This is a genomic window from Microbacterium sp. No. 7, from assembly GCF_001314225.1.
GTDB lineage: Bacteria > Actinomycetota > Actinomycetes > Actinomycetales > Microbacteriaceae > Microbacterium.
In genome coordinates this window covers 2,930,430-2,953,893 of sequence record NZ_CP012697.1, presented here as the reverse complement: position 1 = coordinate 2,953,893, position 23,464 = coordinate 2,930,430, and the positions used below count along the sequence as shown (strand labels likewise).

Here is a 23,464-nt window from a genome sequence, read left to right as displayed (position 1 = left end):
GGGGCGGGTGCGGCAGCCGGCCGAGTCGCGGGGCGGGCTGCCGCACCCGGGTCAGCGGGCGACCGCTTCCCGCTGCACGGCCGGGGTCGTGGCGGCCTGGGGCGTGTCGGGGTCGAGCTGCGCTTCGCGTTCGGCGAGCGCCTGCTGCATCTCCCGGGCGGGGGTGTCGTGCTGCGGGCTGTCGCGGTCGGGGCGGCGACGATCGACGGTGTAGTTCGTGGTGTTGTTGTCGTGCCCGATCCGGGACGCGACGTACTGCTCGCGCTCCTGGCCCTCACTGTTGGTGTACTCGCGCTTCTCGGCCACGGCGATGAAGTTGTCGCCCTTGCGGAACTTCTCGTACGCGCGTTCGGCGGACTTGCGGTACATCACCAGATCACCGAAGTCGGGCTCGAGCTCGGTGAACGAGCCGTCCTCCTCGCGTCGGGACTGCGGCTCACCGATCCGGGCATAGAACCGCGCATCGCCTTTGCTCGTGAACGTCAGCTCCGGGTCGGAAGCGATGAACCCCCACAGCGGCTTCTTCTGCCGCTGCTGCTCCTCGGCTTGATCCTGCGGTTCGTCGGCCATCAGCTTCACTCCTTGCCTCGCGCCCCGCAGCCGTGGTGCGGGGTCACCAGGCAGGTACGACCCCCACCAGAGACTTACGCCTCCTCGTCACCGTCAGCACCGTCCGTGGCCTCCGGGCTGGGGGTGGAACCGTGCTGGAGGGTCTGCTCGATCTCGGCGCGGTCGGTGCGGAGCTGTTTCGCACCGGGGCGGGCCGTCCAGGGGCGCAGCCGGGTGATGATCGGGCGTGCGGTGCGGAGCATCACGACCCCGGTGCCGAACGGCAGGGTTCGCAGGATGTCGGGCGGGAGGATCGGCACCCTGCGGATGGATCGCTGGTTGGAGTGCGCGCCGTAGGCGTCGGTCGTGATCGCGTCGGTGGTCTCGTCCCGTTCCCCGATCAACGTGGAGAGGTCTTGCAGGTCGCGGGAGTTGGAGGCGCCGCCGAGGATGATCTTCACGATCGCCGCATCCCAGATCGCCGACGCCTGGTTCTCACCCCACTTCTCCCGCGCCTGCGCGAGCGACTGCAGCACCGGCACCGGAGTGATCCCGGTACCCCCGCCTTCGGCCATCAGCGTCGGCAGCGACGGCAAGGGGCTCAAGTTTCCGATCTCGTCCAGCATGAGCAGCAGGGGCGGGTCGAGGCGCGCCCCGGGTGAGCGGGCCGCGATCTTCCTCGCAGTCTCGACGAGGTCTTCGATGAACGCGGCCACGAGCGCCGCCGACGCCCCCGCCCCCGCCCCGGTCGCAAGCAAGTAGAGGGTGCCGTTGCCGGTGAGGAACTCTTCGGGGTCGAACTCCTCCCCACCCGCCGGGGTGACCGCGTCCAGTACGCGCGGGTCGGCGAGCGCGGCGAACGCGAGGGACACGCCCTGCCAAATCGAGTCGCGGGTGCGGGGGTCGGCTTGCACCATCGCGTCCAGCGAGTCGGCCCACCCGTCGGCCGCTGCGGGGTGGGAGGAGAGGATCCTGACCGCGTCGGCGGCGAGCGTGGGGTTCAGCGCCCACTGGTACAGGGTGCGCGCGTCCCGGCCGTCGAGGGCGGCGGCGTGGAGGAGGCACTGGATCGCGGCGGTCGTTTTCCCTTCCCAGAAGCCCGCGTCCTGCACGCCGCCGAACCCGGTCGCTGTGGCGAGGCCTTTCGCGCGGATCATCGCCGTGAGCGGATCCTGACAGCCGCGCACCGGCGACCACCGCATCCCCGCCGGAAGCCCCGGCGCGAGCTGTTGCGGATCGAACACCGCGACCTTCCCTTTCCGGGCACGGGCCTGCATCGTCGCGGTGAGATTGTCCGGCCGCGTCGACGTCGTGATCACCGCGCCCGGGGCGTCGAGGATCGCGTTCACGGCAACGAAGAACCCTTTACCCGCACGCGGCGGCCCGATGAGGAGGATCGAGTCCTCCACGGTCGCCCACACCTGCCCGCCCTTGCCGTGCCCGAGGAAATACCCGACCTGCTCCGGCGTCACCGTCCCGTTCAGTGACGGGCGCAGCGTCGACGCCTTCCGCAGCAGCGCTTTCCGGGAGGCGACCTTCACGACCTCGGCCGCGGTCGCCGTTCCCGCGAGCCGGTGCGGATCTACCGTCGACCTTGCGCGGAGGATCGCCCGCACCACGAGCAGGATCGCCCCGGCCAGGGTGAGGAGGAAGGCGGCGACGACCGCCCAGTACAGGATCGGGTTCAGCCCGTCCGCGCCGAGCGCCGCACCCGGGTCGAGCGGGGTGGCGAGCACGCCGAGTCCGGAGGTGAACCCGCCCGACGGCTCGGGGAGGCCGGTGAGGAACGCGGCCACGGTGCCTGCGAGGCGGAGCAGCCCGGTGAACGCGGCGGCAGCGACGAGGGCGCCGAGTGCGAGATTGATGAAGACGTCGTTGGCAGGCCTCGCCTGCACCGGCCCAGACATACGGCACCTGCCTCCCGACCCCAGGGGTTGAACGGTGGGTGGGGTCAGGAGGCAGGTGCGGCGGCAGACAGCGGGGTCTGGTCGAAGCGGGTTGCTGGGTTAGTCGATGCGTTGCACGGAGGCGGTGCCGGAGATCCGGCCGAACAGCAGCACCTCCCCGGCAGGCTTCGGCGCCTCGCCCCGATCCAGGAGCGCCCGCACACCTCCGGTGTGGTCGGCGGAGGCGTGCCGCAGGATCACCGCGACCGCGACATCCTCCCCGGCGATGAACCCGTCCGCAGTGAACTCCACCAAGCTCGACAGTGGCATCCCCTGCGACGGACTCTCGGGTGGGGCGAACGGGGAAGGCGGTGCGGGCGGGGTGAGGACATCGGCCTGGATGCTGCCATCGAGCTCTCGCACCTCCACCCGCGTCGGGGACGCGAGCCTGGCGACGAGCTCGGTGACGGTCTGCGCGATCGCGTCCCGGCGGATCGGGGTCGCGGCGAGCTTGTCGCCGTTGACCGTCACGATCAGCGTGTCCGCGCTCACCGCCTCGAGCAGAATCTGCGGCAACACCGCAGGCACCACCACTGTCCGTGGCGTGTCGGCTGGGGTGGTCGGCTGGGGCTGCGTACGGCGGCGACGTGGAAGGCTCATGCCATGAAGGTGCGACCCGCGCCCGGCCGTCCCGGCTCTGGCCGCTCGGTCACTTCGACGATGAGGGTCGCTTCGCGTTCGGCGAGCTCGGAGATCGCGCCGGCCCAGCCTTCCGCGATCACGATCAGGCGCTCGTAGCCGGCCGACGCGATCTCGCCCTCGGCGAACGTCACCCACGGATACCGGCCGCGAGGCTCGGCAAGGCAGGCTTCGGACTCCCACGTCCAGGAGGTGGGGACGCGCTCATCATCAGACCAGTCGGTGCCGGTGTACTGCTCGGTGATCGCCAGCCGGGGCGAGGAGCCGGCCATCGGGGTGAACACGTAGTGCCCGGCCCCGAACGTGACCGGATCCGCATCCGCCAAGAACACGTGCTTCCCGAACCTGCGGCCAATCTCCCGCAGCCCGTCATCGAGAGCCATCATGTTCCGCACCAGCTCCTCCCGAGAGAGACTCATGACGCCCCTCCCGCCTCGCTGGGATTGGCGTGTTTCCGCGGATTTTTGGCTGTCTCTATAGCCGCATCTTCTTGACCGAGGTTCATGTCTCTCAGGTGCGCTCCGCCCGCCCGCTGTAACGGACTTACCGCTTGTCGAGAATCCTGACGGGCTGTGGACGGGCACCCCGACCACGATCCGGCTGGACGATCTCGACGTCATCTGCCATGTCCTCGGTTGCGAGCCGACTGATCTTCTCGTGCCCGAGCCCGAGAAGGTCCGAGCCCGCAAGCCCGGCGCCCGTCGGCGGGTAGAAGCGAGTGGGAGCACGAATATGGTCGCGCCCCGGTTCGGCCCGAAGAACGATCGGCCGGCGCCACCGCTATGAGTCCGGCACGCGGCCCGAACGGACCCTTGAGTCCGCCGCTGCCCTGGACTGCGTGCGGGGTGAAGCCGGCCGCGTGGCTCACGCCCCGAATCGACTTCTGCTACGACTGCATCCCCGGCGGCCCGTTCGCACCGCCGGCGTGCAGCAAGTGCGGATCGGCCGAGTATTACAGCCAAGGGCTCTGCGCCCACTGTCACCCCGGCAGCCCCGGCTTCATCGGCTCCTGCCGCGACTGCCTCGCCTGGGGCGTCTACCGGCAACGCAACTGGCGGTGCTGGAAGTGCCGCTGGTGGTTCACGCACTACCCGCAGGGCGAGTGTGTCTCCTGCCACCGCGAGGTCACCATCGGTGAGCAGGGCTACTGCCGCCTCTGCCTGGAAACCGCCCGCTACCACCAGACGCCCGGCGAACCGCTCGACCTCGACGCGGCCCGCAAGTACGGCCAGCAGCTCTTCCTCGCCTCGATGAACGACTCCCGCCGGCCCGCAGAACTCCGCCTGCCGATGGCGATGAGCATCCGCGAAGCGCTCAAAGTCATCAACACGCCGCCGCCGGTTCCCGCCAGCTACCAGCCGGTGCTGTTTCCTATCGACCCCGACCCCGAACGCCTCCGTCAGCGCTCCAATGAGATCAGGCTGCGCGACATCACCAGCCGCACCGACCACTTCCTCTACGCCCGCGCCCGCGAGTACGCATGGAGCAAGCGACAGACCAACCAGGTCAGGCGCACCCTGAAGGTCCTGCAGTTGGTGTTCCCCGGCGCGAATCTGCGCTTTCGCGCCTCTGACATCCTCGCGATGCGCAGCTACGACGGCGGAAGCAACATGCGCTCCACCATCGAAGTCCTCGAAGACGCGGGGCTGCTCATCGACGATCGGGGGCCCTCGTTCACCACGCTCTTCGAACGCAAGACTCACGCCCTTCCTGAGCCGATGCGATCCCAGCTCGAGCTCTGGCGCGACATCATGGTCGACGGTTCCAAGACCCCGCCGCGCCGTCAGCCCCGCGACACGATGACCGTCAAAGGCCAGATGTACGGCATCCTCCCCGCGATCACTCGCTGGGTCGACGACGGGCGCACCAGCCTCGCAGGGATCAGCACCGAAGACATCCTCGCCGCCCTCCCTGACGACCCCTCGCGCCGTCACATCATGATGCTCGGTTTCCGCAGTCTGTTCACGATCCTGCGCGGCCGCAAGCAGGTCTTCACCGACCCGACGAATGCGATCCCGCTGCGCGGCCCGCGGCGCAACACACCGCTGCCGATGGAGCCCACGGCGATCCGGGACGCCCTGGTCGACCCCGACCCCGCAGTGGCGTTGGCCGTCTCTCTCGTCGCCTTCCACGCCCTGACCACGCAGCAGGTCCAGCACATCCAACTCACCGACATCATCGACGGACGTCTGCGAATGCCCGACGTCCGCTTCATCCCGCTCGCGAAACCTGTCCGCGTCCGCCTGAGCGCGTGGCTCGGCCACCGTGCCCAGCGCTGGCCGGAAACGAAGAACCCCTACCTGCTCGTCACCGTCCAGACCGCGCCCCGTCTCTCGCCGCCCGGCCGGAACTTCCCCTGGAAGAAGGCCGGAGTGACAGCCCAGGCCCTGCGCACCGACCGGATTCTCTATGAAGTCGAGCAGGCCGGCGGCGACGTCAGGCGCATCTGCGACCTCTTCGGCATCGGCATCGAGACCGCGCTGCGCTACTCCCACACCGCCACGGGACCGCAGAACATCACGGCCGACAGTGCGTAGCCGCCTCGGAAGATGAACCTTCGGCAAACACCACCCAGATGCGCCTCGCCGACTTGCCGCGTGCTTCGAGAAGCGTCAATATAGATACATGTCGAATCAAGAGGTCGAGTTGGTCATCGTCGGGTCCGGTCCCGCCGGGTACACCGCGGCGGTCTACGCTGCTCGTGCGGGGCTTGCCCCGGTCGTGATCGCCGGCTCGGTGACCGCGGGCGGGGCGTTGATGACGACGACCGAGGTGGAGAACTTCCCCGGCTTCGTCGATGGTGTGCAGGGTCCGGAGTTGATGGAGTCGATGCGGGCGCAGGCTGAACGGTTCGGCGCTCGGATCGTCTACGACGACGCGACCCGCCTCGACCTCGAGGGCGACGTGAAGATCATCGAGACCGGTGCCGGGGCCACGTATCGGGCGCGGGCGGTGGTCCTGGCGATGGGCTCCGCGTACCGCAAGCTCGACCTCCCCGAGGAGGACCGCTTGTCCGGGCACGGAGTGTCCTGGTGCGCGACGTGCGACGGGTTCTTCTTCCGCGACCAGGAGATCGCCGTGGTCGGCGGCGGAGACTCCGCGATGGAGGAGGCCCTGTTTCTCACCCGGTTCGCGTCGAAAGTGACCGTCGTGCACCGCCGGGACGAGTTCCGGGCGTCGAAGATCATGGCGCAGCGCGTGCTGGACGACCCGAAGATCGAGGTCGCCTGGAACAGCGAGGTCGCCGCGATCCTCGGCGACGAGCAGGTCACCGGGCTCACGCTGCGCGATAGCGTCACTGGGACCGAGCGGAGACTCGACGCGACGGGGGTGTTCGTCGCGGTCGGGCACGACCCGCGCTCCGAGCTCGTGACCGGCCAGGTCGACACCGACGCGGACGGGTACGTGCGGGTCGCGCACCCGTCGACGCGGACGAACCTGGCCGGGGTGTTCGCGGCCGGGGATCTCGTCGATCACACGTACCGGCAGGCGATCACCGCCGCGGGCACCGGCTGCGCGGCCGCGCAGGACGCCCAGCACTACCTGTCGAACCTTGCTCCCGCCACCGTTTCCGCACCTGTTCTGGAGGTTTCCGCATGAGCACCGTCACCCCCGTCACCGACGCCACGTTCCGGGCTGAAGTGCTCGAGTCCGAGCTGCCCGTCGTGGTCGACATCTGGGCGGCCTGGTGCGGGCCGTGTAAGGCGGTCGCCCCGATCCTGGACCAGCTCGCCGGTGAGTACGCGGGCCGGGTGAAGATCGTGAAGGTCGATGCCGATCAGAACCCCGAGACCGTGACCGCGGCCGGCGTGACCTCGATCCCGACCCTCGGGTTCTACCGGAACGGGGAACGGGCGGACGTGTTGATCGGCGCGCAGCCGAAGCCCGTCTACGCGACGAAGATCGAGGAGCTGCTCGCATGACCGACACCGTGACCCGCACCGCACCGAAACGGCTCTCCACACTCGACAAGTGGCTGCCGCTGTGGATCGGCCTCGCCATGGTCGCCGGTCTCCTCCTCGGCCGGTTCGTGCCTGTGCTCTCCGACGTGCTGTCCGCGATGGAGGTCGGTGGGATCTCGGTCCCGATCGGGCTGGGCCTGCTGGTGATGATGTATCCGGTGCTCGCGAAGGTCCGCTACGACAAGGTCGCCGCCGTCACCGGCGACAAGAAGCTCCTGGTCTCTTCGCTCGTGATGAACTGGCTCGTGGGGCCGGCGGTGATGTTCGCCCTGGCCTGGATCTTCCTGCCGGATCTGCCCGAGTACCGCACCGGGCTGATCATCGTCGGGCTCGCCCGCTGCATCGCGATGGTCGTGATCTGGAACGATCTGGCCTGCGGTGACCGGGAAGCGACCGCGGTGCTGGTGGCGATCAACTCGGTGTTCCAGGTCGTCGCGTTCTCCCTGCTGGGCTGGTTCTATCTCACCGTCCTGCCGGGCTGGCTGGGGTTGGACACGCAAGGGCTGGAGATCTCGGTCTGGCAGATCGCGCTGAATGTGATCGTCTTCCTCGGCGTCCCCCTCGCCGCGGGGTTCGCGTCGCGGTGGATCGGCGAGAAGCGGAAGGGGCGCGACTGGTACGAGGAGACGTTCCTTCCGAGGGTCGGGCCGTGGGCGCTGTACGGGCTGCTGTTCACGATCGTGCTGCTGTTCGCCCTCCAGGGCGAACAGGTCACCTCCCGGCCGATGGACGTCGCCCGGATCGCACTTCCCTTGCTGGTGTACTTCGGGCTGATGTGGTTCGCGGGGCTGCTGCTCGGCAAGAGGATCGGCCTGAGCTACGCGCGATCGACGACGCTCGCGTTCACCGCGGCCGGGAACAACTTCGAACTGGCCATCGCGGTCGCCATCGGCACCTTCGGCGCGGCCTCCGGGCAGGCCTTGGCGGGGGTCGTCGGCCCGCTCATCGAGGTGCCCGTGTTGGTGGGGCTGGTCTACGTCTCGCTCTGGGCGGCGAAAGCCTGGTTCCGCACCGACCCCTACACCACCGAATCCATGATCGAATCGAGGACGTCATGACCGACGCTGCTGTCCTTCCCGACGCCGAGGCGTGCGCGCCCTCCGCGATGCACGCGATCGGCGCCGACGCAGCTGCGACTGTGGCCGGGGCGCTCAAGGCGCTGGCGGATCCGCTGCGGCTGCGGATGCTGTCCGCGATCGCGACCGACCCGCGCGGCGAGTCCTGCGTGTGCGATCTCGCGGAGCTCGCCGACGTGTCCCAGCCGACCGTCTCCCACCATCTGAAGGTGTTGAAGGAGACCGGGATGCTGCGGTCCGAGCGGCGCAGTACGTGGGTCTGGTACCGGATCGCGCCGGGCAAGCAGCGCGCCGTCGCGGCCCTCCTCGACGCGTTCGCACCAGCGGCAGTCGCCGACGAGCCGGAGGACGCTCAGGCGCGAGTTGAAGCGTTGCGGCAGATGGACGCCCGCGTGACCCGGCTCGCCGAGGAACTGGCCGACGAGCTGACCGGGCTGCATCGTGATGTCGTGATCGCGATCGTGCGCGAGTCCTACGCGGGCCTGGTGCGGTCGGCGAAGCTGACGCAGCACATGATCCCGCTGACCGAGCGCTTCGCCCGCCAGCGCCTCGCCGACCTCACCCGGGATCGGTCTTCGGGGGTGCCGCAGGTGCTGTTCGTGTGCGTGCAGAACGCGGGCCGTTCCCAGCTCGCCGCCGCCATCGTCAACCAGCTCGCCGACGGCCGAGTGATCGCCCGTTCCGCAGGCTCGACCCCGGCGTCGGACCTGCACCCGCACGTGCGCTCCCTGCTCGTCGAGATCGAAGGCGAGCAGGAGGCTCGGGATGCGTTCCCGAAGCCGCTGACCGACGACGCCGTCCGCGCCGCGGACGTTGTGGTGACGATGGGCTGCGGCGACGTGTGCCCGATCATCCCGGGTGTCCGCTACGAGGATTGGGCCGTCGGCGACCCCGCCCTCGCCTCCCCGCAAGGGGTCGACGCGATCCGACACGACATCGAGTCCCGCGTCCGCGCCCTCCTCGCGACCCTCACCGACTGAAAGAAGCCAAAGATCATGACCGTTCAGCAGCCCTCTGTCCTGTTCGTCTGCGTCCACAACGCCGGCCGCTCCCAGATGGCCGCCGGCTATCTCCGCCACCTCGCCGCAGGCCGCATCGAGGTCCGCTCGGCCGGGTCCATGCCCGCCGAGCAGATCAACCCCGTGGCCGTCGAAGCCATGCGCGAGGAAGGGATTGACATCACCGCCGAGCAGCCGAAGGTGCTCACCACCGAGGCGGTGCAGGCCTCCGACGTGGTGATCACGATGGGCTGAGGCGACGCCTGCCCGTTCTTCCCGGGCAAGCGGTACGAGGACTGGAAGCTCGACGACCCCGCCGGACAGGGCATCGAGGCGGTGCGCCCGATCCGCGACGAGATCAAAGGTCGCGTCGAAACGCTGCTGGCGGAACTGCTCGTCTGAGGGACTGCGAGGGACTGCGAGCACGGGAGGGGCAGCGGCCAATGGCCCTGCCTCTCCGCTGTGTTTCCGGGTTTCCTGGTCCCTGCGGCGAACACCGATGTGCCGTGAGGCGTGCGCCATCGATCGCGCTACAGCCCGTTCTTGCTCTACCGGGACGCGCCTCGCAGCGCTGCTTCGATCTGCTCCTGCGTAGGCGCTCCGGCGAACCCGTTCCTCGTCGCATAGACGCGGCACGCGAGCGAGCGGACCGGTGCTGTCGGGAACAGGTCGACGCCGTCGACGAGGATCGTGGGCGAGCCTCCGAACCGGGTGCTTACCGCCTCGGCCTCGGTCCGGATCGTGACCAGCTCGACAGGCACGGCCCTGAATCCAAGAGCGTCCAGTGCTGCGCGCGCGTTGGCTTCGGCCACGTCCGTGTTCGGGCAACCGACAATGTGCAGCAGCTCGACCTTCATGCGGCATCCTCGAATCGCGCGTCGTTCGACGCCCGGTCCGGGCCTGGCGGGAGAAGGTTCAGGCAGACCAGGCCGACACCGGCGACGACGAAGACATCGGCGACGTTCCCGACGAACAGGTCGCCGTAGGCGAGGAAGTCCGTGACCTGCCCCCGTCCGAAGGAGGGCGGGTTCAGGAGCCGGTCGACGAGGTTGCCGACCGCGCCGCCGAGGACCAGGCCCAACGCGGCACCCCACCGCGCGCCACGCAGCCGCACAGCGAACACAACTACCGCGATGGCGGCGAGGAGGCCGACGAGGGTGAAGATCCAGGTGGACCCGGAGCCGAGCGAGAACGCGGCTCCGGGGTTGTAGACCAGGGACAGGCCGAACAGGTCGCCGACCAGCGGAACCCGCTCGCCAGAAGTCAACTGCGCCACAGCGAGGGCCTTCGACCCCTGATCGAGGGCCACGGCGAGCACGGCGACCGCGAGGGCGACGCCGAGTGCCCTCCGACCTTTCGGGGAGGGCGGACTCGTCCCCTCGGCGACGACGGTGCCCTGCGCGGTCACGCGATCGACTTCCTGGTGCGCGCGGCGCGCAGCCCGTTGAGGATCACGATCACCTCGGCGATCTCGTGCACGAGCACCACGGCCGCGAGGCCTAGGACGCCGAACAGGGCCAGCGGCAGCAGGACGGTGATGATCAGCAGCGACAGAATGATGTTCTGGTTGATGATGTGCCGTCCCCGGCGGGCGTGGTCGAACGCGCGCGGGAGCAGGCGCAGGTCGTGGCCGGTGAAGCCGACGTCGGCGGACTCGATCGCGGCGTCGGAGCCGGTCGCGCCCATCGCGATGCCGATGTCCGCCGCGGCGAGGGCGGGGGCGTCGTTGATGCCGTCGCCGATCATCGCGACCGACCCCTGCTTCTCGCCGAGCTTGGCGATCGCTGAGGCCTTGTCCTCGGGACGCAGCTCGGCGCGGACGTCCTCGATCCCGGCCTGCATTGCCAGAGCCCGGGCGGTGCGGGCGTTGTCGCCGGTGAGCATGGTCATCCCGACGCCCTGGGCGGCGAGGGTGCGGACCACCTCGGGGACCTCGGGTCGCAGCTCGTCGCGGACGCCGATCGCCGCGACCGGGACGTCGTCGCGGTGCACGATCACGACGGTCATGCCCTGCTCCTCCAGGCCCGCGACCTGGTCCTTGAGCGTCCCGGCGTCCAGCCATCGGGGGCTGCCGACGGTGACCCGGGCCCCGTCGAGGGTGCCCTCGATGCCGTGCCCGGCCTGCTCGGTCACGTCCAGGGCGGCGGGGGCTCCGGGCGAGGCGGCGGTGATCGCGGCGGCCAGCGGGTGGGTGCTGTGCTGCTCCAGGGATGCCGCCCAGGCCAGGGCTTGCGCCTCGGTCACGCTGTCCGTGGTGAGGACGGCGGTGACGGCGGGCTCGTTGCGGGTGAGGGTGCCGGTCTTGTCGACGGCGACGTGGCGGATCACGCCGAACCGTTCGAACACGGCACCGGATTTGATGATCACGCCGAACTTGCTCGCCGAGCCGATCGCGGCGACGACGGTCAGCGGGACGGAGATCGCCAGCGCGCACGGCGACGCGGCGACGAGCACCACGAGGGCGCGGGTGATCCACAGCTCCGGGTCGCCCAGCAGCGAGCCGATGATCGCGACGAGAGCGGCGAGGATCAGCACGCCGGGCACGAGCGGCCGGGCGATGCGGTCGGCCAGGCGGGCACGGTCCCCCTTCTCGGCCTGCGCCTGCTCGACCAGCTCCACGATCGTGGTCAGCGAGTTGTCGGTGCCCGCCGCGGTCGTCTCGACCTCCAGGGCACCGGCGGTGTTGATCGCCCCGGCCGACACCGCGTCGCCGGGCTCGACCTCCACCGGGATCGACTCCCCGGTGATCGCCGAGGTGTCCAGGCTCGACCGGCCCGTGCGGACGATCCCGTCGGTCGCGATCCGCTCACCGGGACGCACGAGCATCAGCTGACCAACGGCCAGATCCTTCGCGGCGACCTCCACGGACGCGCCATCCCGCCGGATGGTCGCGGTCTCCGGGACCAGCTTGAGCAGCGCCCGCAGCCCGCCGCGGGCGCGGTCCATGGCCTTGTCCTCCAGCGCTTCGGCGATCGAGTACAAGAACGCCAGCGCCGCGGCCTCCTCGACGTAGCCGAGGATGACCGCGCCCACTGCGCTGATCGTCATCAGCAGCCCGATGCCGAGCTTGCCCTTGAACAGCTTGCGGATCGCGCCGGGCGTGAACGTCGACGCGCCCAGCAGCAGGCCGATCCAGAACGCCACCAGCGCCGGGACCTCCGCACCCGTCCATTCCAGGACCAGGCCCGTGCCGAAGGCGACGCCGGAGAGCACCGGGACCATGATCCCGCGGTCACGCCACCACGGACGCTCCCGCTCTTCCTCGGCCTCCTCGCCGACCCGGGTCTCCGGCTCGTCGCAGCCGCACGCCGCGCTCACGCGCCCGCTCCCGTCCCGCAGCAACCCGGCACCGTGCACTCGTCGTCCACGCACGGCGCGTGCTCGTCCACCGCCAGCGTCACGTCCACCAGCGCCGTGAGCGCCGCCGCGAGGTGCGGGTCGGCGATCTCGTAGCGCGTCTGCCGCCCCTCCGGCTCGGCGACCACGATCCCGCAGTCGCGCAGGCAGGTCAGGTGGTTCGACACGTTCGAGCGCGTCAGCTCCAGCTCGCGCGAGAGCACGGCCGGGTAGCTCGGCCCGTCCAGCAGGGTCATCAGGATCCGGGAGCGCGTCGGGTCCGCCATGGCCCGGCCGAGCCGGTTCATGACGTCGAGGCGCGAAGCAATAGTCAGCATGCACTGAACTATACAGCAATCACTGAACCATTGTCGATGATGGTGAACCTCGCACCCGCGACCCAGCAGCGGCACTCCCGCACCCGGAACCCTCACGACACCCGCACCGGAGGGCGCGGTACAGTCGCAGAGGAAGCAGTTCCTCGAACATCCACCCGCACCCACACTAATACAACGGCACGGGCGGAAGTTCCCGCCAAAACCGTCAATATTCACCGGAACATCTAGGTTTTTGTCTCTATTCCCGCGTCTTCGTGAGTTGCTTCCATGTGATTCAGGTGCGTCCTGCCCGCTGTATCAACGAAGCCACGCCGGATCAAGATTCCTGACAAACCATCACGATTCCTGACGATTCGGGCGTATTCTTGATGCATGGTCAGGATTGCTGAAGTAGCGGGCTGATGAGCCTCGCTGTCGTTCGGAGTATCGGGACCGCTCGCGGGTGGCGGTCCGAGGAAGATGCTGCGGACTTTGAGCAGGAGATCATGGTCAAGCCCCGGGACGTGGTGTAGCGGACGGTGATCCTTCTGTTGTTGATTTCGGTTAGGCGCTGAGCTCGAGGACGGTGTCGGTGTTCACCTCCTCTCCGGTGTCGGCGACGAGGGTGAGGCGGGACTTGGCAAGGATCTCGAGGCCGAGGTAGCGGCGGCCCTCGACCCATTCGTCAGTCTGCTCGGCGAGGACCGCGCCGACGAGGCGGATGATCGCGTCGCGATTGGGGAAGATGCCCACGGAATCGGTGCGGCGGCGGATCTCCCGGTTGAGGCGCTCGTTCGGATTGTTCGACCAAATCTGCTGCCAGAGCCCGTCGGGGAACCCGGTGAACGCGAGGATGTCCGCCCTCGCGGCGTCGAGGTGCTCGAACGCGTCGGGGAGTTTCCCGTCGACGTAGTCCAGCAGCCGGTCGAACTGGGCGTGCACGGCGTCCTTGTCGGGCTGGTCGTAGACGGAGTGCAGCATCGCTTTCACCGCCGGCCACATGGCCTTCGGTGTCACGCTCATCAGGTTCGCCGCGTAGTGGGTTCTGCATCTCTGCCAGACAGCTCCGGGCAGGTTCGCCGAGATCGCTTCCACCAGCCCGGCGTGCGCGTCGGAGGTGACCAGGCGGACCCCGCCGAGGCCGCGGGCGACGAGGTCGGCGAAGAACGAGTTCCAGGCCGCCCCGGTCTCGCTGGTCGCCACGCGCAGGCCGAGGACTTCGCGATGCCCGTCCCCATTCACGCCGGTCGCGATGAGCACGACCGCGTTGATCACGCGGCCGCCTTCGCGGACCTTCATGGTGAGCGCGTCGGCGGCGACGAACGTGAACGGGCCTGCATCATCGAGCGGGCGGTGACGGAACTGGTCGACGTGCTCGTCGAGGTCCGCCGCCATCCGCGAGACCTGCGACTTCGACAGCGAGTGGATCCCGAGAGTCTTCACGAGCTTGTCCATCCGTCGGGTGGAGACGCCGGCGAGGTAGCAGTCCGCGACCACGGTGATCAGCGCCGTCTCGGCCCGCTTACGGCGCTCCAGCAACCACTCCGGGAAGTAGGTTCCGGTGCGCAGCTTCGGGATCTGAACGTCGATCGTGCCGACACGAGTGTCCAGGTCGCGGTGCCGGTAGCCGTTGCGTTGGGCGGTGCGGTCGGGGCTGGGCTTGCCCCATTCGGCGCCGACAACAGCGTCCGCGTCGGCGGACAGCAGCGCGTTGATCATCGTCTGCAGCAACTGCCGCATCAGATCGGGAGATCCGTCGGCAAGGGCTTCACCGAGCAGGCGGGCAGGGTCGACAATATGAGGTGCGGTCATCGTGATGATGCCTTTCGAGTGGGATGTGAGAGTTTCCTCGAAGGATCACACGGTGACCGCGCCCACGTCCAAGACAGGACCGGCAGCCACCGCGCGCTACACCACGTTAAGGGGCACTACTGAGATCATCGACCAGTACGCGCTCGCGATGGCCGCAGCTGGGCTCAGCGACGCTTACATCTCGCACTCACGAACAGCGATCTTCGAGCTCCGTTCGCACGTGAATATCCCGCTGTGGCAGGTCAAGCCCGCCGACGCGGACGCGTTTCTTGCCGGGCTTCGCCGAGCGGGTCTTGCGGCTTCGACGCGTGCGGGCAAAGCGGGCGTGATCGCCCAGTTCTTCGACTTTGCGATCAGTCGGTATCAGGCCGACATCAACGCGCTTACCGGGTGGGTGATCGAGCAGCCCATCGATGAGTACAACCGGCAATCGGGTTCGTCGCTCGGCAAAGTCCGCGTCCCGCCCTCGGACGCGGAGGTCGACCGACTCTTCGGCGGCTGGGCGGCTTCGTTGCAGGATGAGCGGCGATTTCTCCCGGCGGCGCGGAACTACTTCGCGGCGTCGTTGTGGCGGCGAGTCGGGCTGCGGATCACGGAGAGCACGAAACTCGATCTTCGCGACTGGCGGCCCGATCTCGGCACGCTCGGGAAACTGCATGTCCGATTTGGGAAAGGCTCGCGCGGGCGCGGCTCGAAGCAGCGCCTGGTTCCCGCGATCAACGGTGCCGACAAGCTCATGGATTGGTGGCTCGGCGACGTGCGGCACAGGTTCGGCCCGGATTGGGATGACCCGGATGCGCCGCTGATCCCGTCGGAACGGTTCGATCATGAGCTCGGCCGCACGGGGAGGGCCAGCGACGATGTGCTCCGGCGCGGGCTGGTGCGTGCGACCGAGCGGTTTCTGCCTGCGTGGTCGGGTGATCTGACTCCGCACGTGCTGCGGCACTATTGCGCGTCGTCGCTGTATCTGGCGGGTATGGACTTGAAAGCCCTCCAAGAACTGCTCGGGCATCAGTGGCTGTCGACGACGACGCAGTACATCCACGTCTCGAGCCAGCACATCGAGGATGCGTGGGCGCACGCGAACAAGAGCGTTGAGGAACGATTCGAAGGGATGGCGTGACTGATGAAGTGGAACCTGAGAGTCCAGGCCGCTGAGCGCGGCATCTGGAAGTCTGCGGAGTTGCGGCGCATGCTCGCCGCCGCTGGGTTGGAGATGAGCCAGGGCAAGATGTCGGGGCTGTGGACGGGCACTCCGACGACGATCCGCCTCGATGATCTCGACGTGATCTGCCACGTCCTGGACTGCCAGCCGACAGACCTCCTCGTGCCCGAACCGGAAAAGGTCAGCGCGCGCACGCGACGGCTCGAGCAGCACAGCGAGGCCAACGGTTCGACACCGCGAGTGACGCCACGGTTGGGCGCGAAGGATGACCGGCCCGCCCCGCCGCTATGAGTCCGGCACGCGGTCCGAACGGGCCGCTGAGCCCGCCGCTGCCCTGCACGGGGTGCGGCGTGAAACCGGCCGCGTGGCTCCAGCCTCGCGTCGACTACTGCTACGACTGCATCCCCGGCGGCCCCTTCGCTCCGCCGCTATGCCGCAGATGCGGATCGAGCGAGTACTACAGCCAAGGATTGTGCGCGCATTGCCATCCGGGAAGTCCCGGCCTCATAGGGTCCTGTCGTGATTGCCTGGCCTGGGGCGTCTACCGGAATCGCAACTGGCGGTGCCCGAAGTGCCGCTGGTGGTTCAAGCACTACCCGCAAGGCGAATGCGTCTCGTGCCATCGCGACGTCACCATCGGTGAGCAGGGCTACTGCCGCCTCTGCCTGGAGACCGCCCGGATGCTGCAAGTACTCGGCGAACCGCTCGACCTCGACGCACCGCGAAAGTTCGGGGCGCAACTGTTCTTCGCCGTGATGAACGATCCCCGCAGGCCTGCCGAGAAGCACCGGCCGATGGCGATGAGCCTGCGCGAAGCGATCCGGCTCGTCGCCGCGCCGCCGCCGGTCGCCGAGAGCACCCAGCCGGTGCTGTTCGATCTGGATCCCGACCCGGAACGGGTGCGGCAGCGCTCGAACGAGATCCGGCGGCGCGACATCACCTCCCGCACCGATCACTTCCTGTACGCCCGCGCCGCCGAGTATGCGTGGAGCAAACGGCAGACGAACCAGGTGCGGCGCACGTTGAAGATTCTCCAGCTCGTGTTCCCCGGCGCGAATCTGCACTTCCGTGCTTCCGACATTCTCGCGATGCGCCGCTACGACGATGACGGCAACATCCGCTCCACGATCGAAGTCCTGGGCGACGCCGACCTCCTCATCGACGACCGAGTGCCGACGTTCGAGCAGCTCTTCGACCGTAAGACCAGGCATCTGCCCGAGCCGATGCGCTCCCAGCTCGAACTCTGGCGCGACATCATGGCCGACGGATCGAAGACCACGCCGCGCCGTCAACCCCGCGACACGATGACCGTGAAAGGGCAGATGTACGGCATCCTCCCCGCGATCACCCGCTGGGTCGAGGAAGGCCGCACCAGCCTGACCGGGATCAGCACTGAAGACATCCTCGACGCGCTCCCGGATGATCCGAGCCGCCAGCACACGATGATGCTCGGCTTCCGCACCCTGTTCACGATCCTGCGCGGCCGCAAGATCGTCTTCGCCGACCCGACGAAACCGATTCCGCTGCGCGGCCCCAAACGCACGATCCCGCTCCCGATGGAGAAGTCCGCGATCCGTGACGCGCTCACCAGCCCTGACCCCGCAATCGCTCTGGCCGTCGCCCTCGTCGCTTTCCACGCCCTCACCACACAACAGGTGCAGCACGTCCAGCTCACCGATATCATCGACGGCAGACTCCGCATGCCCGACGGCCGTACGATCCCGCTCGCCGAACCCGTGCGGGTGCGCCTGGCCGCCTGGCTCGACCATCGCGCCACGCGTTGGCCCGAGACGAAGAACCCGTACCTGCTCGTCACGATCCAGACCGCGCCGCGCCTGTCGCCACCGGGCCGGAACTTCCCCTGGAAGAAGGCCGGAGTCACCGCTCAGGCGCTGCGCACTGACCGCATCCTCTACGAGGTCGAACAGACCGGCGGCGATGTGCGACGCATCTGCGACCTGTTCGGCATCGGCATCGACACCGCCCTCCGCTATGCGCATCCCGCCCGAGTCGACCGTCCTGTAGATGACGGCGGCGACTCCGCCGGGTGAACACTCGGCGAACAACCTCCCGAACGCACCTACCCGACTTGCCGCTTGGTTCGATGAATGTCAATATAGAGACATGTCGATGCAACAGGTGGTGATCGTCGGGTCTGGTCCGGCGGGGTATACGGCCGCGGTCTACGCGGCCAGGGCGGGACTTTCTCCCGTCGTGGTCGCTGGCTCGGTGACCGCCGGCGGTTCGCTCATGACGACCACCGAGGTCGAGAACTTCCCGGGCTTCACCGACGGGGTGCAGGGCCCGGACCTGATGGACGCGATGCGTGCGCAGGCCGAGCGCTTCGGGGCGCGTATCGTCTACGACGACGCGACCCGGCTCGACCTCGCAGGCGAGGTCAAGACGATCGAGACCGGCTCGGGCGAAACGTTCGAGGCGCGTAGCGTGATCCTCACCACCGGTTCCGCTTACCGCAAGCTCGGCCTCGCCGAGGAAGCTCGGCTCTCCGGTCACGGCCTGTCATGGTGCGCGACCTGCGACGGCTTCTTCTTCCGCGAGAAGGAGATCGCCGTCGTCGGCGGCGGGGACTCCGCGATGGAAGAGGCACTGTTCCTCACGCGCTTCGCGTCGAAGGTCACGATCGTGCACCGGCGTGATGACTTCCGGGCGTCGAAGATCATGGCCGAGCGGGTGCGCGCCGATCCGAAGATCGAGGTCGCCTGGAACAGTGAAGTCGCCGAGCTCGTCGGTGAGAACGCCGTCGAAGCGCTCCGCCTGCGCGACACCGTCACCGGTGACGAGCGTGCCCTTCCGATCTCTGGCGTGTTCGTTGCGATCGGGCACGACCCGCGCTCGGAGCTGCTGACCGGGCAGGTCGATCTCGACGACGACGGCTACGTGCTCGTCGACCATCCGTCGACCGCGACGAACCTGCCTGGCGTGTTCGCCGCGGGTGATCTCGTCGACCGCCGTTACCGGCAGGCGATCACGGCATCGGGCACGGGCTGTGCCGCGGCCCTTGACGCGCAGCATTTCCTCGCCGGCCTGCCTGCCGACGAGACCGAGACCGAACTTCTGGAGGTGTCCGCATGAGCGCGACCATCACCGTCACCGATGCCACGTTCGAGGCCGAGGTGCTGCAGTCCGACATCCCCGTCGTGGTCGACATCTGGGCGACCTGGTGCGGGCCGTGCAAGGCGATCGCACCGATCCTCGACGATCTCGCCGGCGAGTACGACGGCCGCGTGAAGATCGTGAAGCTCGACGCGGATGCCAACCCGCAGACCGCGATGGCTGCTGATGTCACGTCGATCCCGACTCTCGGGTTCTACCGGGGCGGTGAGCGCGTCGACGTGCTCATCGGCGCACACCCGAAGCCGATCATCGCGGGCAAGATTGACGAGCTGATCGTATGAGCACCGCAACCCAGACCCGCGCGATGCCGGCGAAGCTGTCCACCCTTGACCGGTGGCTGCCGCTGTGGATCGGGCTCGCCATGGTCGCGGGCCTCCTCCTCGGCCGCTTCATCCCCGCACTGTCCGACCTGCTCGCGCATATGGAGGTCGGTGGTATCTCGGTGCCGATCGGTCTCGGACTGCTGGTGATGATGTATCCGGTGCTGGCGAAGGTCCGCTACGACAAGGTCGCCGCTGTCACGGGAGACAAAAAGCTCCTCGTCTCATCGCTGATCCTGAACTGGATCGCAGGGCCTGCCGTGATGTTCGCCCTCGCGTGGCTCTTCCTGCCCGATCTGCCCGAGTACCGCACCGGTCTCATCATCGTGGGGCTCGCGCGTTGCATCGCGATGGTGGTGATCTGGAACGACCTCGCTTGCGGCGACCGTGAAGCGACCGCGGTGCTGGTGTTCATCAACTCCGTGTTCCAGGTCGTCGCGTTCTCGCTGCTCGGCTGGTTCTACCTCACCGTGCTGCCGGGCTGGCTCGGCCTCGACTCCCAAGGCCTGGATGTCTCGATCGGGCAGATCGCGATCAACGTGCTCGTATTCCTTGGCGTCCCGCTCGCGGCTGGGTTCCTCACTCGCTTCTTCGGTGAGAAGGCGAAGGGCCGCGACTGGTACGAGGCGAAGTTCATCCCCTTTATCGGCCCGTTCGCGCTCTACGGCCTCCTGTTCACGATCGTGCTGCTATTCGCGCTGCAGGGTGAGGCGATCACGTCGCAGCCGTGGGACGTCGCCCGGATCGCGCTGCCGCTGTTGGCGTACTTCGCGATCATGTGGTTCGCAGGCCTCCTGCTCGGGAAGGGCATCGGCCTCAACTACGCCCGCTCGACGACCCTCGCGTTCACGGCGGCAGGCAACAACTTCGAGCTCGCCATCGCCGTCGCGATCGGCACCTTCGGCGCGACCAGCGGCCAGGCCCTCGCAGGCGTCGTCGGCCCGCTCATCGAGGTGCCCGTGCTCGTGGGTCTGGTCTATGTCTCGCTCTGGGCCGCCCGCACGTGGTTCCACACCGACCCGTATGCGGTTCCCGCCGTCACCAAATCGAGGGCATCATGACCACCACCGAGCTCTGCACACCGACCCCGACGCACGTCATCGGCGAAGACGCCGCCGATGCTGTCGCTTCAACGCTCAAGGCGCTGGCCGATCCGTTCCGGCTGCGGATGCTGTCGGCGATCGCGACGGACCCGCGCGGCGAGGCCTGCGTGTGCGACCTCGCCGAGCTCGCCGACGTCTCCCAGCCCACCGTCTCGCATCACTTGAAGAAGCTCAAGGACACCGGGCTGCTGGCCTCCGAGCGGCGCGGCACCTGGGTGTACTACAGCATCCTGCCGGCGCGGAAGCAGGCCGTGACCGCGCTGCTGGACGCGTTCGCGCCCGCCGCGATCGCCGACGCGCAGGCCGAGCAGGAAGACCGCGCGACGGCACTGGCCGCCCTCGACGCGAAGGTCGAGCACCTCGCCGCCGAGCTCGCCGACGAGATGACGCACCTGAACCGCAACCTCGTCGTCACGATCGTGCGCGAGTCGTTCGCGGGTCTCGTCCGCTCGGCGAAGCTCACCCAGCATATGATCCCGCTCACCGAACGTTTCGCCCGTCAGCGTCTCGCCGACCTCACACGGGATCGCGAAACGGGGATGCCGCAGGTGCTGTTCGTGTGCGTCGCAAACGCGGGCCGTTCTCAGCTCGCCGCCGCCCTCGTCAATCAGCTCTCCGGCGGTGCGGTTGTTGCCCGGTCGGCCGGGTCGACGCCAGCGGCCGAGGTGCACCCGCACGTGCGCTCGATCCTCGCCGACATCGAAGGCGAGCAGGACGCCGCGGCCGCGTTCCCGAAGCCGCTCACCGACGACGCCGTCCGCGCCGCGGACGTCGTGGTCACGATGGGCTGCGGGGACGTGTGCCCGATCATCCCCGGCGTCCGCTACGAAGATTGGGCTGTCGGTGACCCCGCCCTCGCCTCCGAAGACGGCGTTGCGGCGATCGCCGCTGACATCGAGGCCCGCGTCCGTGGCCTGCTCGCCGAGCTGTGCGTTCCCGTCGACGGTGACGGCGCATGACAAGCGAGACGCGACGTGCGCCGGTGCGCGGGTCGGCGTGGGAAGTGTTCCGGGTGTTCCTGCGCCTCGGGGTGACCTCGTTCGGCGGGCCGATCGCGCACCTGGGCTACTTCCGCACCGAGATCGTGGAACGCCGACGCTGGATGGACGACCGCGCCTACGCCGACCTGGTCGCGCTGTGCCAGTTCCTTCCCGGCCCGGCCTCGAGCCAGGTCGGGTTCGGCATCGGCCTGCACCGCGCCGGATACCGGGGCGCGCTGGCCGCATTCATCGCCTTCACGCTCCCGTCCGCGGCCCTCATGCTCGCCTTCGCCTCCGGCGCCGCCCTGTTCACCGGCACCATCGGGGAAGGCATCCTCGCCGGGCTGAAGATCGTGGCGGTCGCGATCGTCGCGCAGGCCGTCCTCGGCATGGCGAAGACACTCACCCCGGACCGGCAGCGCGCCGCGATCGCAGCCGTCGCAGCCCTCGCCGCGCTGCTGCTGGCCGGATCGCTCGGCCAAATCATGGCGATCGTCCTCGGCGGGATCGCCGGATACTTCGTCTGCCGCGCACCCGCCGCGAACACGGCGACAGCGGTGCGGTTCCCGGTGACCCGGGCCGCGGGGATCGCCGCGCTCACCCTGTTCGTCGCAATCCTGGCCGGGATGCCGATCCTCGCCGCCGTCACCGGCAACGACAGCGTCGCCCTGTTCGATGCGTTCGCGCGGGCCGGAGCGCTCGTATTCGGCGGCGGGCACGTCGTGCTCCCGCTCCTGCAATCCGGCGTCGTCGATCCCGGCTGGGTCACGAACGCGGACTTCCTCGCCGGATACGGTGCAGCCCAGGCCGTGCCTGGCCCGCTGTTCACCCTCGCCGCTTTCCTCGGCGGCGCCGCTGACGTCGGCCCGGGCGGGGCGGCGGGGGCGGGCATCGCGCTGGCCGGGATCTTCCTGCCCGGCTTCCTCCTCCTCATCGGCGTGCTGCCGTTCTGGAACCGCCTGCAGCACCACGAGCGGGTTCAGGCCATCATGCGGGGCGCGAACGCGGCCGTCGTCGGCATCCTCGCCGCCGCCCTCTACACACCCGTGTTCACCACCGCGATCCTCACCCCGCCCGCCTTCGCACTCGCGCTGGTCTGCTTCGTGCTGCTCGTCGCGTGGAAGCTCCCGCCCTGGATCGTCGTGATCATCGGAGCCGCAGGCGGCATCCTCGCCACCACCCTCACCTGACCGACCCGATCGGAAACGAGAACCCTCATGTCTACTCCCACCGTCCTGTTCGTCTGCGTCCACAACGCCGGCCGTTCCCAGATGGCCGCAGGCTACCTCCGCCACCTCGCGGGCGACCGCATCGAGGTCCGTTCGGCAGGCTCGATCCCCGCGGACCAAATCAATCCCGTCGCCGTCGAGGCGATGCTCGAAGAGGGTATCGACATCCGCGGCGAGGCCCCGAAGATCCTCACCACCGACGCCGTGCAAGACTCCGATGTCGTCATCACGATGGGCTGCGGCGACGCCTGCCCGTTCTTCCCCGGCAAGCGCTACGAGGATTGGAAGCTCGATGACCCCGCGGGCCAGGGCATCGACGCTGTCCGTCCGATCCGCGACGACATCAAACGCCGCATCCAGGAACTCATCGCCTCCCTCGAGCCCGCGAGCACCGAGGCGGCCAGCGCATGAGCGCGTCGGTGCTGTTCGTCTGCAAGAAGAACGGCGGCAAATCGCAGATGGCCGCCGCGCTCATGCGGCAGCACGCCGGCGACGCCATCACCGTCTATTCGGCCGGTACTGCGCCGGGCGATACGCTTAGTGCCCTCGCCGAGGAAGCGATCGTCGAGGTCGGTGCGTCGATGGAGGGCGAGTATCCGAAGCCCATCGATCCCGAGATCCTCCGCAGCGTGGATCGGGTCATCGTGCTCGGCGACGAGGCGAAGGTCGCCCCGGTCGACGGCATGGCCGGAACGATCGAGACCTGGACCTTCGAAGACCAGGCTGCATCCGACGTCGGCGGCGGCGACCGCACGCGGGCGATCCGGGATCAGATCGCCGAACGCGTCCTGCGCCTCGCCAGCGAGCTCAGCGCCGCGATGTCGTAACTCTGAACGGGAGGGCAGGAGTAGTCGCTGGCCCTCCCGTCCAGCGCGGCGGACGGCCGATGAGCCTTGC

The 23,464-nt window shown here is 68.6% G+C and carries 25 protein-coding genes and 1 pseudogene; 17 read left to right on the top strand and 9 right to left on the bottom strand.

The annotated features are described in order from the left end of the window. Nucleotides 1-51: 51 nt before the first annotated feature. From AOA12_RS13760 to AOA12_RS13745, 4 genes are all read right to left on the bottom strand, one after another. The gene (locus tag AOA12_RS13760) at nucleotides 52-570 is read right to left on the bottom strand and encodes a single-stranded DNA-binding protein (RefSeq protein ID WP_082406264.1); all 519 of its coding nucleotides are present in this window, start codon (nucleotides 568-570) and stop codon (nucleotides 52-54) included. 74 nt (nucleotides 571-644) lie between these two features. Continuing rightward, on the bottom strand, nucleotides 645-2,456 hold the full coding sequence (locus AOA12_RS13755) for a TraM recognition domain-containing protein (RefSeq protein ID WP_082406263.1): 1,812 nt from the start codon (nucleotides 2,454-2,456) through the stop codon (nucleotides 645-647). 99 nt (nucleotides 2,457-2,555) lie between these two features. Further along, the gene (locus AOA12_RS13750) at nucleotides 2,556-3,095 is read right to left on the bottom strand and encodes a hypothetical protein (RefSeq protein WP_156366505.1); all 540 of its coding nucleotides are present in this window, start codon (nucleotides 3,093-3,095) and stop codon (nucleotides 2,556-2,558) included. Continuing rightward, complete coding sequence (locus AOA12_RS13745; protein ID WP_054683731.1) at nucleotides 3,092-3,553, bottom strand: hypothetical protein; 462 nt, start codon at nucleotides 3,551-3,553, stop codon at nucleotides 3,092-3,094. Before AOA12_RS13745 ends, AOA12_RS13750 begins: the two co-directional genes overlap by 4 nt. 151 nt (nucleotides 3,554-3,704) lie before the next feature. Here AOA12_RS13745 and AOA12_RS24040 point away from each other — a divergent pair, with 151 nt between their 5' ends. From AOA12_RS24040 to AOA12_RS13715, 7 genes and pseudogenes are all read left to right on the top strand, one after another. Further along, nucleotides 3,705-3,920, top strand: coding sequence for a helix-turn-helix domain-containing protein (locus tag AOA12_RS24040; protein WP_082406262.1), 216 nt, complete (start codon nucleotides 3,705-3,707; stop codon nucleotides 3,918-3,920). Between the two features lie 59 nt (nucleotides 3,921-3,979). Beyond that, nucleotides 3,980-5,671 carry a hypothetical protein gene (locus AOA12_RS13740; RefSeq protein ID WP_054683726.1) on the top strand — a complete coding sequence of 564 codons (1,692 nt, stop codon included), beginning with the start codon at nucleotides 3,980-3,982 and terminating at the stop codon, nucleotides 5,669-5,671. Between the two features lie 88 nt (nucleotides 5,672-5,759). After that, nucleotides 5,760-6,734 carry a thioredoxin-disulfide reductase gene (gene trxB, locus AOA12_RS13735; RefSeq protein ID WP_054683723.1) on the top strand — a complete coding sequence of 325 codons (975 nt, stop codon included), beginning with the start codon at nucleotides 5,760-5,762 and terminating at the stop codon, nucleotides 6,732-6,734. Next, complete coding sequence (gene trxA / locus AOA12_RS13730) at nucleotides 6,731-7,057, top strand: thioredoxin (RefSeq protein ID WP_054683720.1); 327 nt, start codon at nucleotides 6,731-6,733, stop codon at nucleotides 7,055-7,057. Before trxB (AOA12_RS13735) ends, trxA (AOA12_RS13730) begins: the two co-directional genes overlap by 4 nt. Further along, nucleotides 7,054-8,154 carry an ACR3 family arsenite efflux transporter gene (arsB, locus tag AOA12_RS13725; protein WP_054683717.1) on the top strand — a complete coding sequence of 367 codons (1,101 nt, stop codon included), beginning with the start codon at nucleotides 7,054-7,056 and terminating at the stop codon, nucleotides 8,152-8,154. Before trxA (AOA12_RS13730) ends, arsB (AOA12_RS13725) begins: the two co-directional genes overlap by 4 nt. After that, nucleotides 8,151-9,152 carry a metalloregulator ArsR/SmtB family transcription factor gene (locus AOA12_RS13720; protein ID WP_054683714.1) on the top strand — a complete coding sequence of 334 codons (1,002 nt, stop codon included), beginning with the start codon at nucleotides 8,151-8,153 and terminating at the stop codon, nucleotides 9,150-9,152. The genes arsB (AOA12_RS13725) and AOA12_RS13720 overlap by 4 nt, the downstream gene beginning before the upstream one ends. A gap of 15 nt (nucleotides 9,153-9,167) precedes the next feature. Next, nucleotides 9,168-9,572 (top strand): annotated as a pseudogene (locus AOA12_RS13715) (arsenate reductase ArsC). A gap of 146 nt (nucleotides 9,573-9,718) precedes the next feature. Here AOA12_RS13715 and AOA12_RS13710 read toward each other — a convergent pair. The 5 genes from AOA12_RS13710 to AOA12_RS13690 form a co-directional block, all read right to left on the bottom strand. Further along, nucleotides 9,719-10,027 carry a hypothetical protein gene (locus tag AOA12_RS13710; protein WP_010157044.1) on the bottom strand — a complete coding sequence of 103 codons (309 nt, stop codon included), beginning with the start codon at nucleotides 10,025-10,027 and terminating at the stop codon, nucleotides 9,719-9,721. After that, on the bottom strand, nucleotides 10,024-10,578 hold the full coding sequence (gene lspA / locus AOA12_RS13705; RefSeq protein ID WP_054683711.1) for a signal peptidase II: 555 nt from the start codon (nucleotides 10,576-10,578) through the stop codon (nucleotides 10,024-10,026). Before lspA ends, AOA12_RS13710 begins: the two co-directional genes overlap by 4 nt. Next, entirely contained in the window at nucleotides 10,575-12,488 is a 1,914-nt protein-coding gene (locus AOA12_RS13700; protein WP_197280930.1) for a heavy metal translocating P-type ATPase, read from the bottom strand. The genes lspA and AOA12_RS13700 overlap by 4 nt, the downstream gene beginning before the upstream one ends. Continuing rightward, on the bottom strand, nucleotides 12,485-12,844 hold the full coding sequence (cmtR, locus tag AOA12_RS13695) for a Cd(II)/Pb(II)-sensing metalloregulatory transcriptional regulator CmtR (RefSeq protein ID WP_054683705.1): 360 nt from the start codon (nucleotides 12,842-12,844) through the stop codon (nucleotides 12,485-12,487). The genes AOA12_RS13700 and cmtR overlap by 4 nt, the downstream gene beginning before the upstream one ends. Nucleotides 12,845-13,387: 543 nt before the next feature. Continuing rightward, nucleotides 13,388-14,635: an IS256 family transposase gene (locus tag AOA12_RS13690; protein WP_054678492.1), complete on the bottom strand. Its 1,248-nt coding sequence runs from the start codon at nucleotides 14,633-14,635 to the stop codon at nucleotides 13,388-13,390. A 52-nt stretch (nucleotides 14,636-14,687) separates the two neighbouring features. Between AOA12_RS13690 and AOA12_RS13685 the strand changes: the two genes are divergently transcribed. From AOA12_RS13685 to AOA12_RS13640, 10 genes are all read left to right on the top strand, one after another. Further along, nucleotides 14,688-15,758, top strand: a complete 1,071-nt coding sequence (locus AOA12_RS13685) for a tyrosine-type recombinase/integrase (protein ID WP_231637086.1) — start codon at nucleotides 14,688-14,690, stop codon at nucleotides 15,756-15,758. A gap of 3 nt (nucleotides 15,759-15,761) precedes the next feature. Then, nucleotides 15,762-16,091, top strand: a complete 330-nt coding sequence (locus tag AOA12_RS13680; RefSeq protein ID WP_054683702.1) for a helix-turn-helix domain-containing protein — start codon at nucleotides 15,762-15,764, stop codon at nucleotides 16,089-16,091. A gap of 59 nt (nucleotides 16,092-16,150) precedes the next feature. Next, on the top strand, nucleotides 16,151-17,851 hold the full coding sequence (locus tag AOA12_RS13675; RefSeq protein ID WP_156366504.1) for a hypothetical protein: 1,701 nt from the start codon (nucleotides 16,151-16,153) through the stop codon (nucleotides 17,849-17,851). A gap of 73 nt (nucleotides 17,852-17,924) precedes the next feature. Then, on the top strand, nucleotides 17,925-18,893 hold the full coding sequence (gene trxB, locus AOA12_RS13670; protein WP_054683697.1) for a thioredoxin-disulfide reductase: 969 nt from the start codon (nucleotides 17,925-17,927) through the stop codon (nucleotides 18,891-18,893). Next, a complete protein-coding gene (trxA, locus tag AOA12_RS13665; RefSeq protein WP_054683694.1) occupies nucleotides 18,890-19,216 on the top strand; it encodes a thioredoxin in 327 nt (108 codons plus the stop codon). The genes trxB (AOA12_RS13670) and trxA (AOA12_RS13665) overlap by 4 nt, the downstream gene beginning before the upstream one ends. Then, a complete protein-coding gene (gene arsB / locus AOA12_RS13660) occupies nucleotides 19,213-20,316 on the top strand; it encodes an ACR3 family arsenite efflux transporter (RefSeq protein ID WP_082406260.1) in 1,104 nt (367 codons plus the stop codon). Before trxA (AOA12_RS13665) ends, arsB (AOA12_RS13660) begins: the two co-directional genes overlap by 4 nt. Continuing rightward, nucleotides 20,313-21,317, top strand: a complete 1,005-nt coding sequence (locus tag AOA12_RS13655) for a metalloregulator ArsR/SmtB family transcription factor (protein ID WP_054683691.1) — start codon at nucleotides 20,313-20,315, stop codon at nucleotides 21,315-21,317. The genes arsB (AOA12_RS13660) and AOA12_RS13655 overlap by 4 nt, the downstream gene beginning before the upstream one ends. Continuing rightward, nucleotides 21,314-22,528 (top strand): chromate efflux transporter, encoded by a 1,215-nt coding sequence (gene chrA, locus AOA12_RS13650; RefSeq protein ID WP_054683686.1) that lies wholly within the window; start codon nucleotides 21,314-21,316, stop codon nucleotides 22,526-22,528. Before AOA12_RS13655 ends, chrA begins: the two co-directional genes overlap by 4 nt. Nucleotides 22,529-22,555: 27 nt before the next feature. Further along, nucleotides 22,556-22,978 carry an arsenate reductase ArsC gene (locus AOA12_RS13645; RefSeq protein ID WP_054683684.1) on the top strand — a complete coding sequence of 141 codons (423 nt, stop codon included), beginning with the start codon at nucleotides 22,556-22,558 and terminating at the stop codon, nucleotides 22,976-22,978. Continuing rightward, nucleotides 22,975-23,394 (top strand): arsenate-mycothiol transferase ArsC, encoded by a 420-nt coding sequence (locus AOA12_RS13640; protein WP_026937615.1) that lies wholly within the window; start codon nucleotides 22,975-22,977, stop codon nucleotides 23,392-23,394. The genes AOA12_RS13645 and AOA12_RS13640 overlap by 4 nt, the downstream gene beginning before the upstream one ends. The last annotated feature ends 70 nt before the right edge of the window (nucleotides 23,395-23,464 follow it).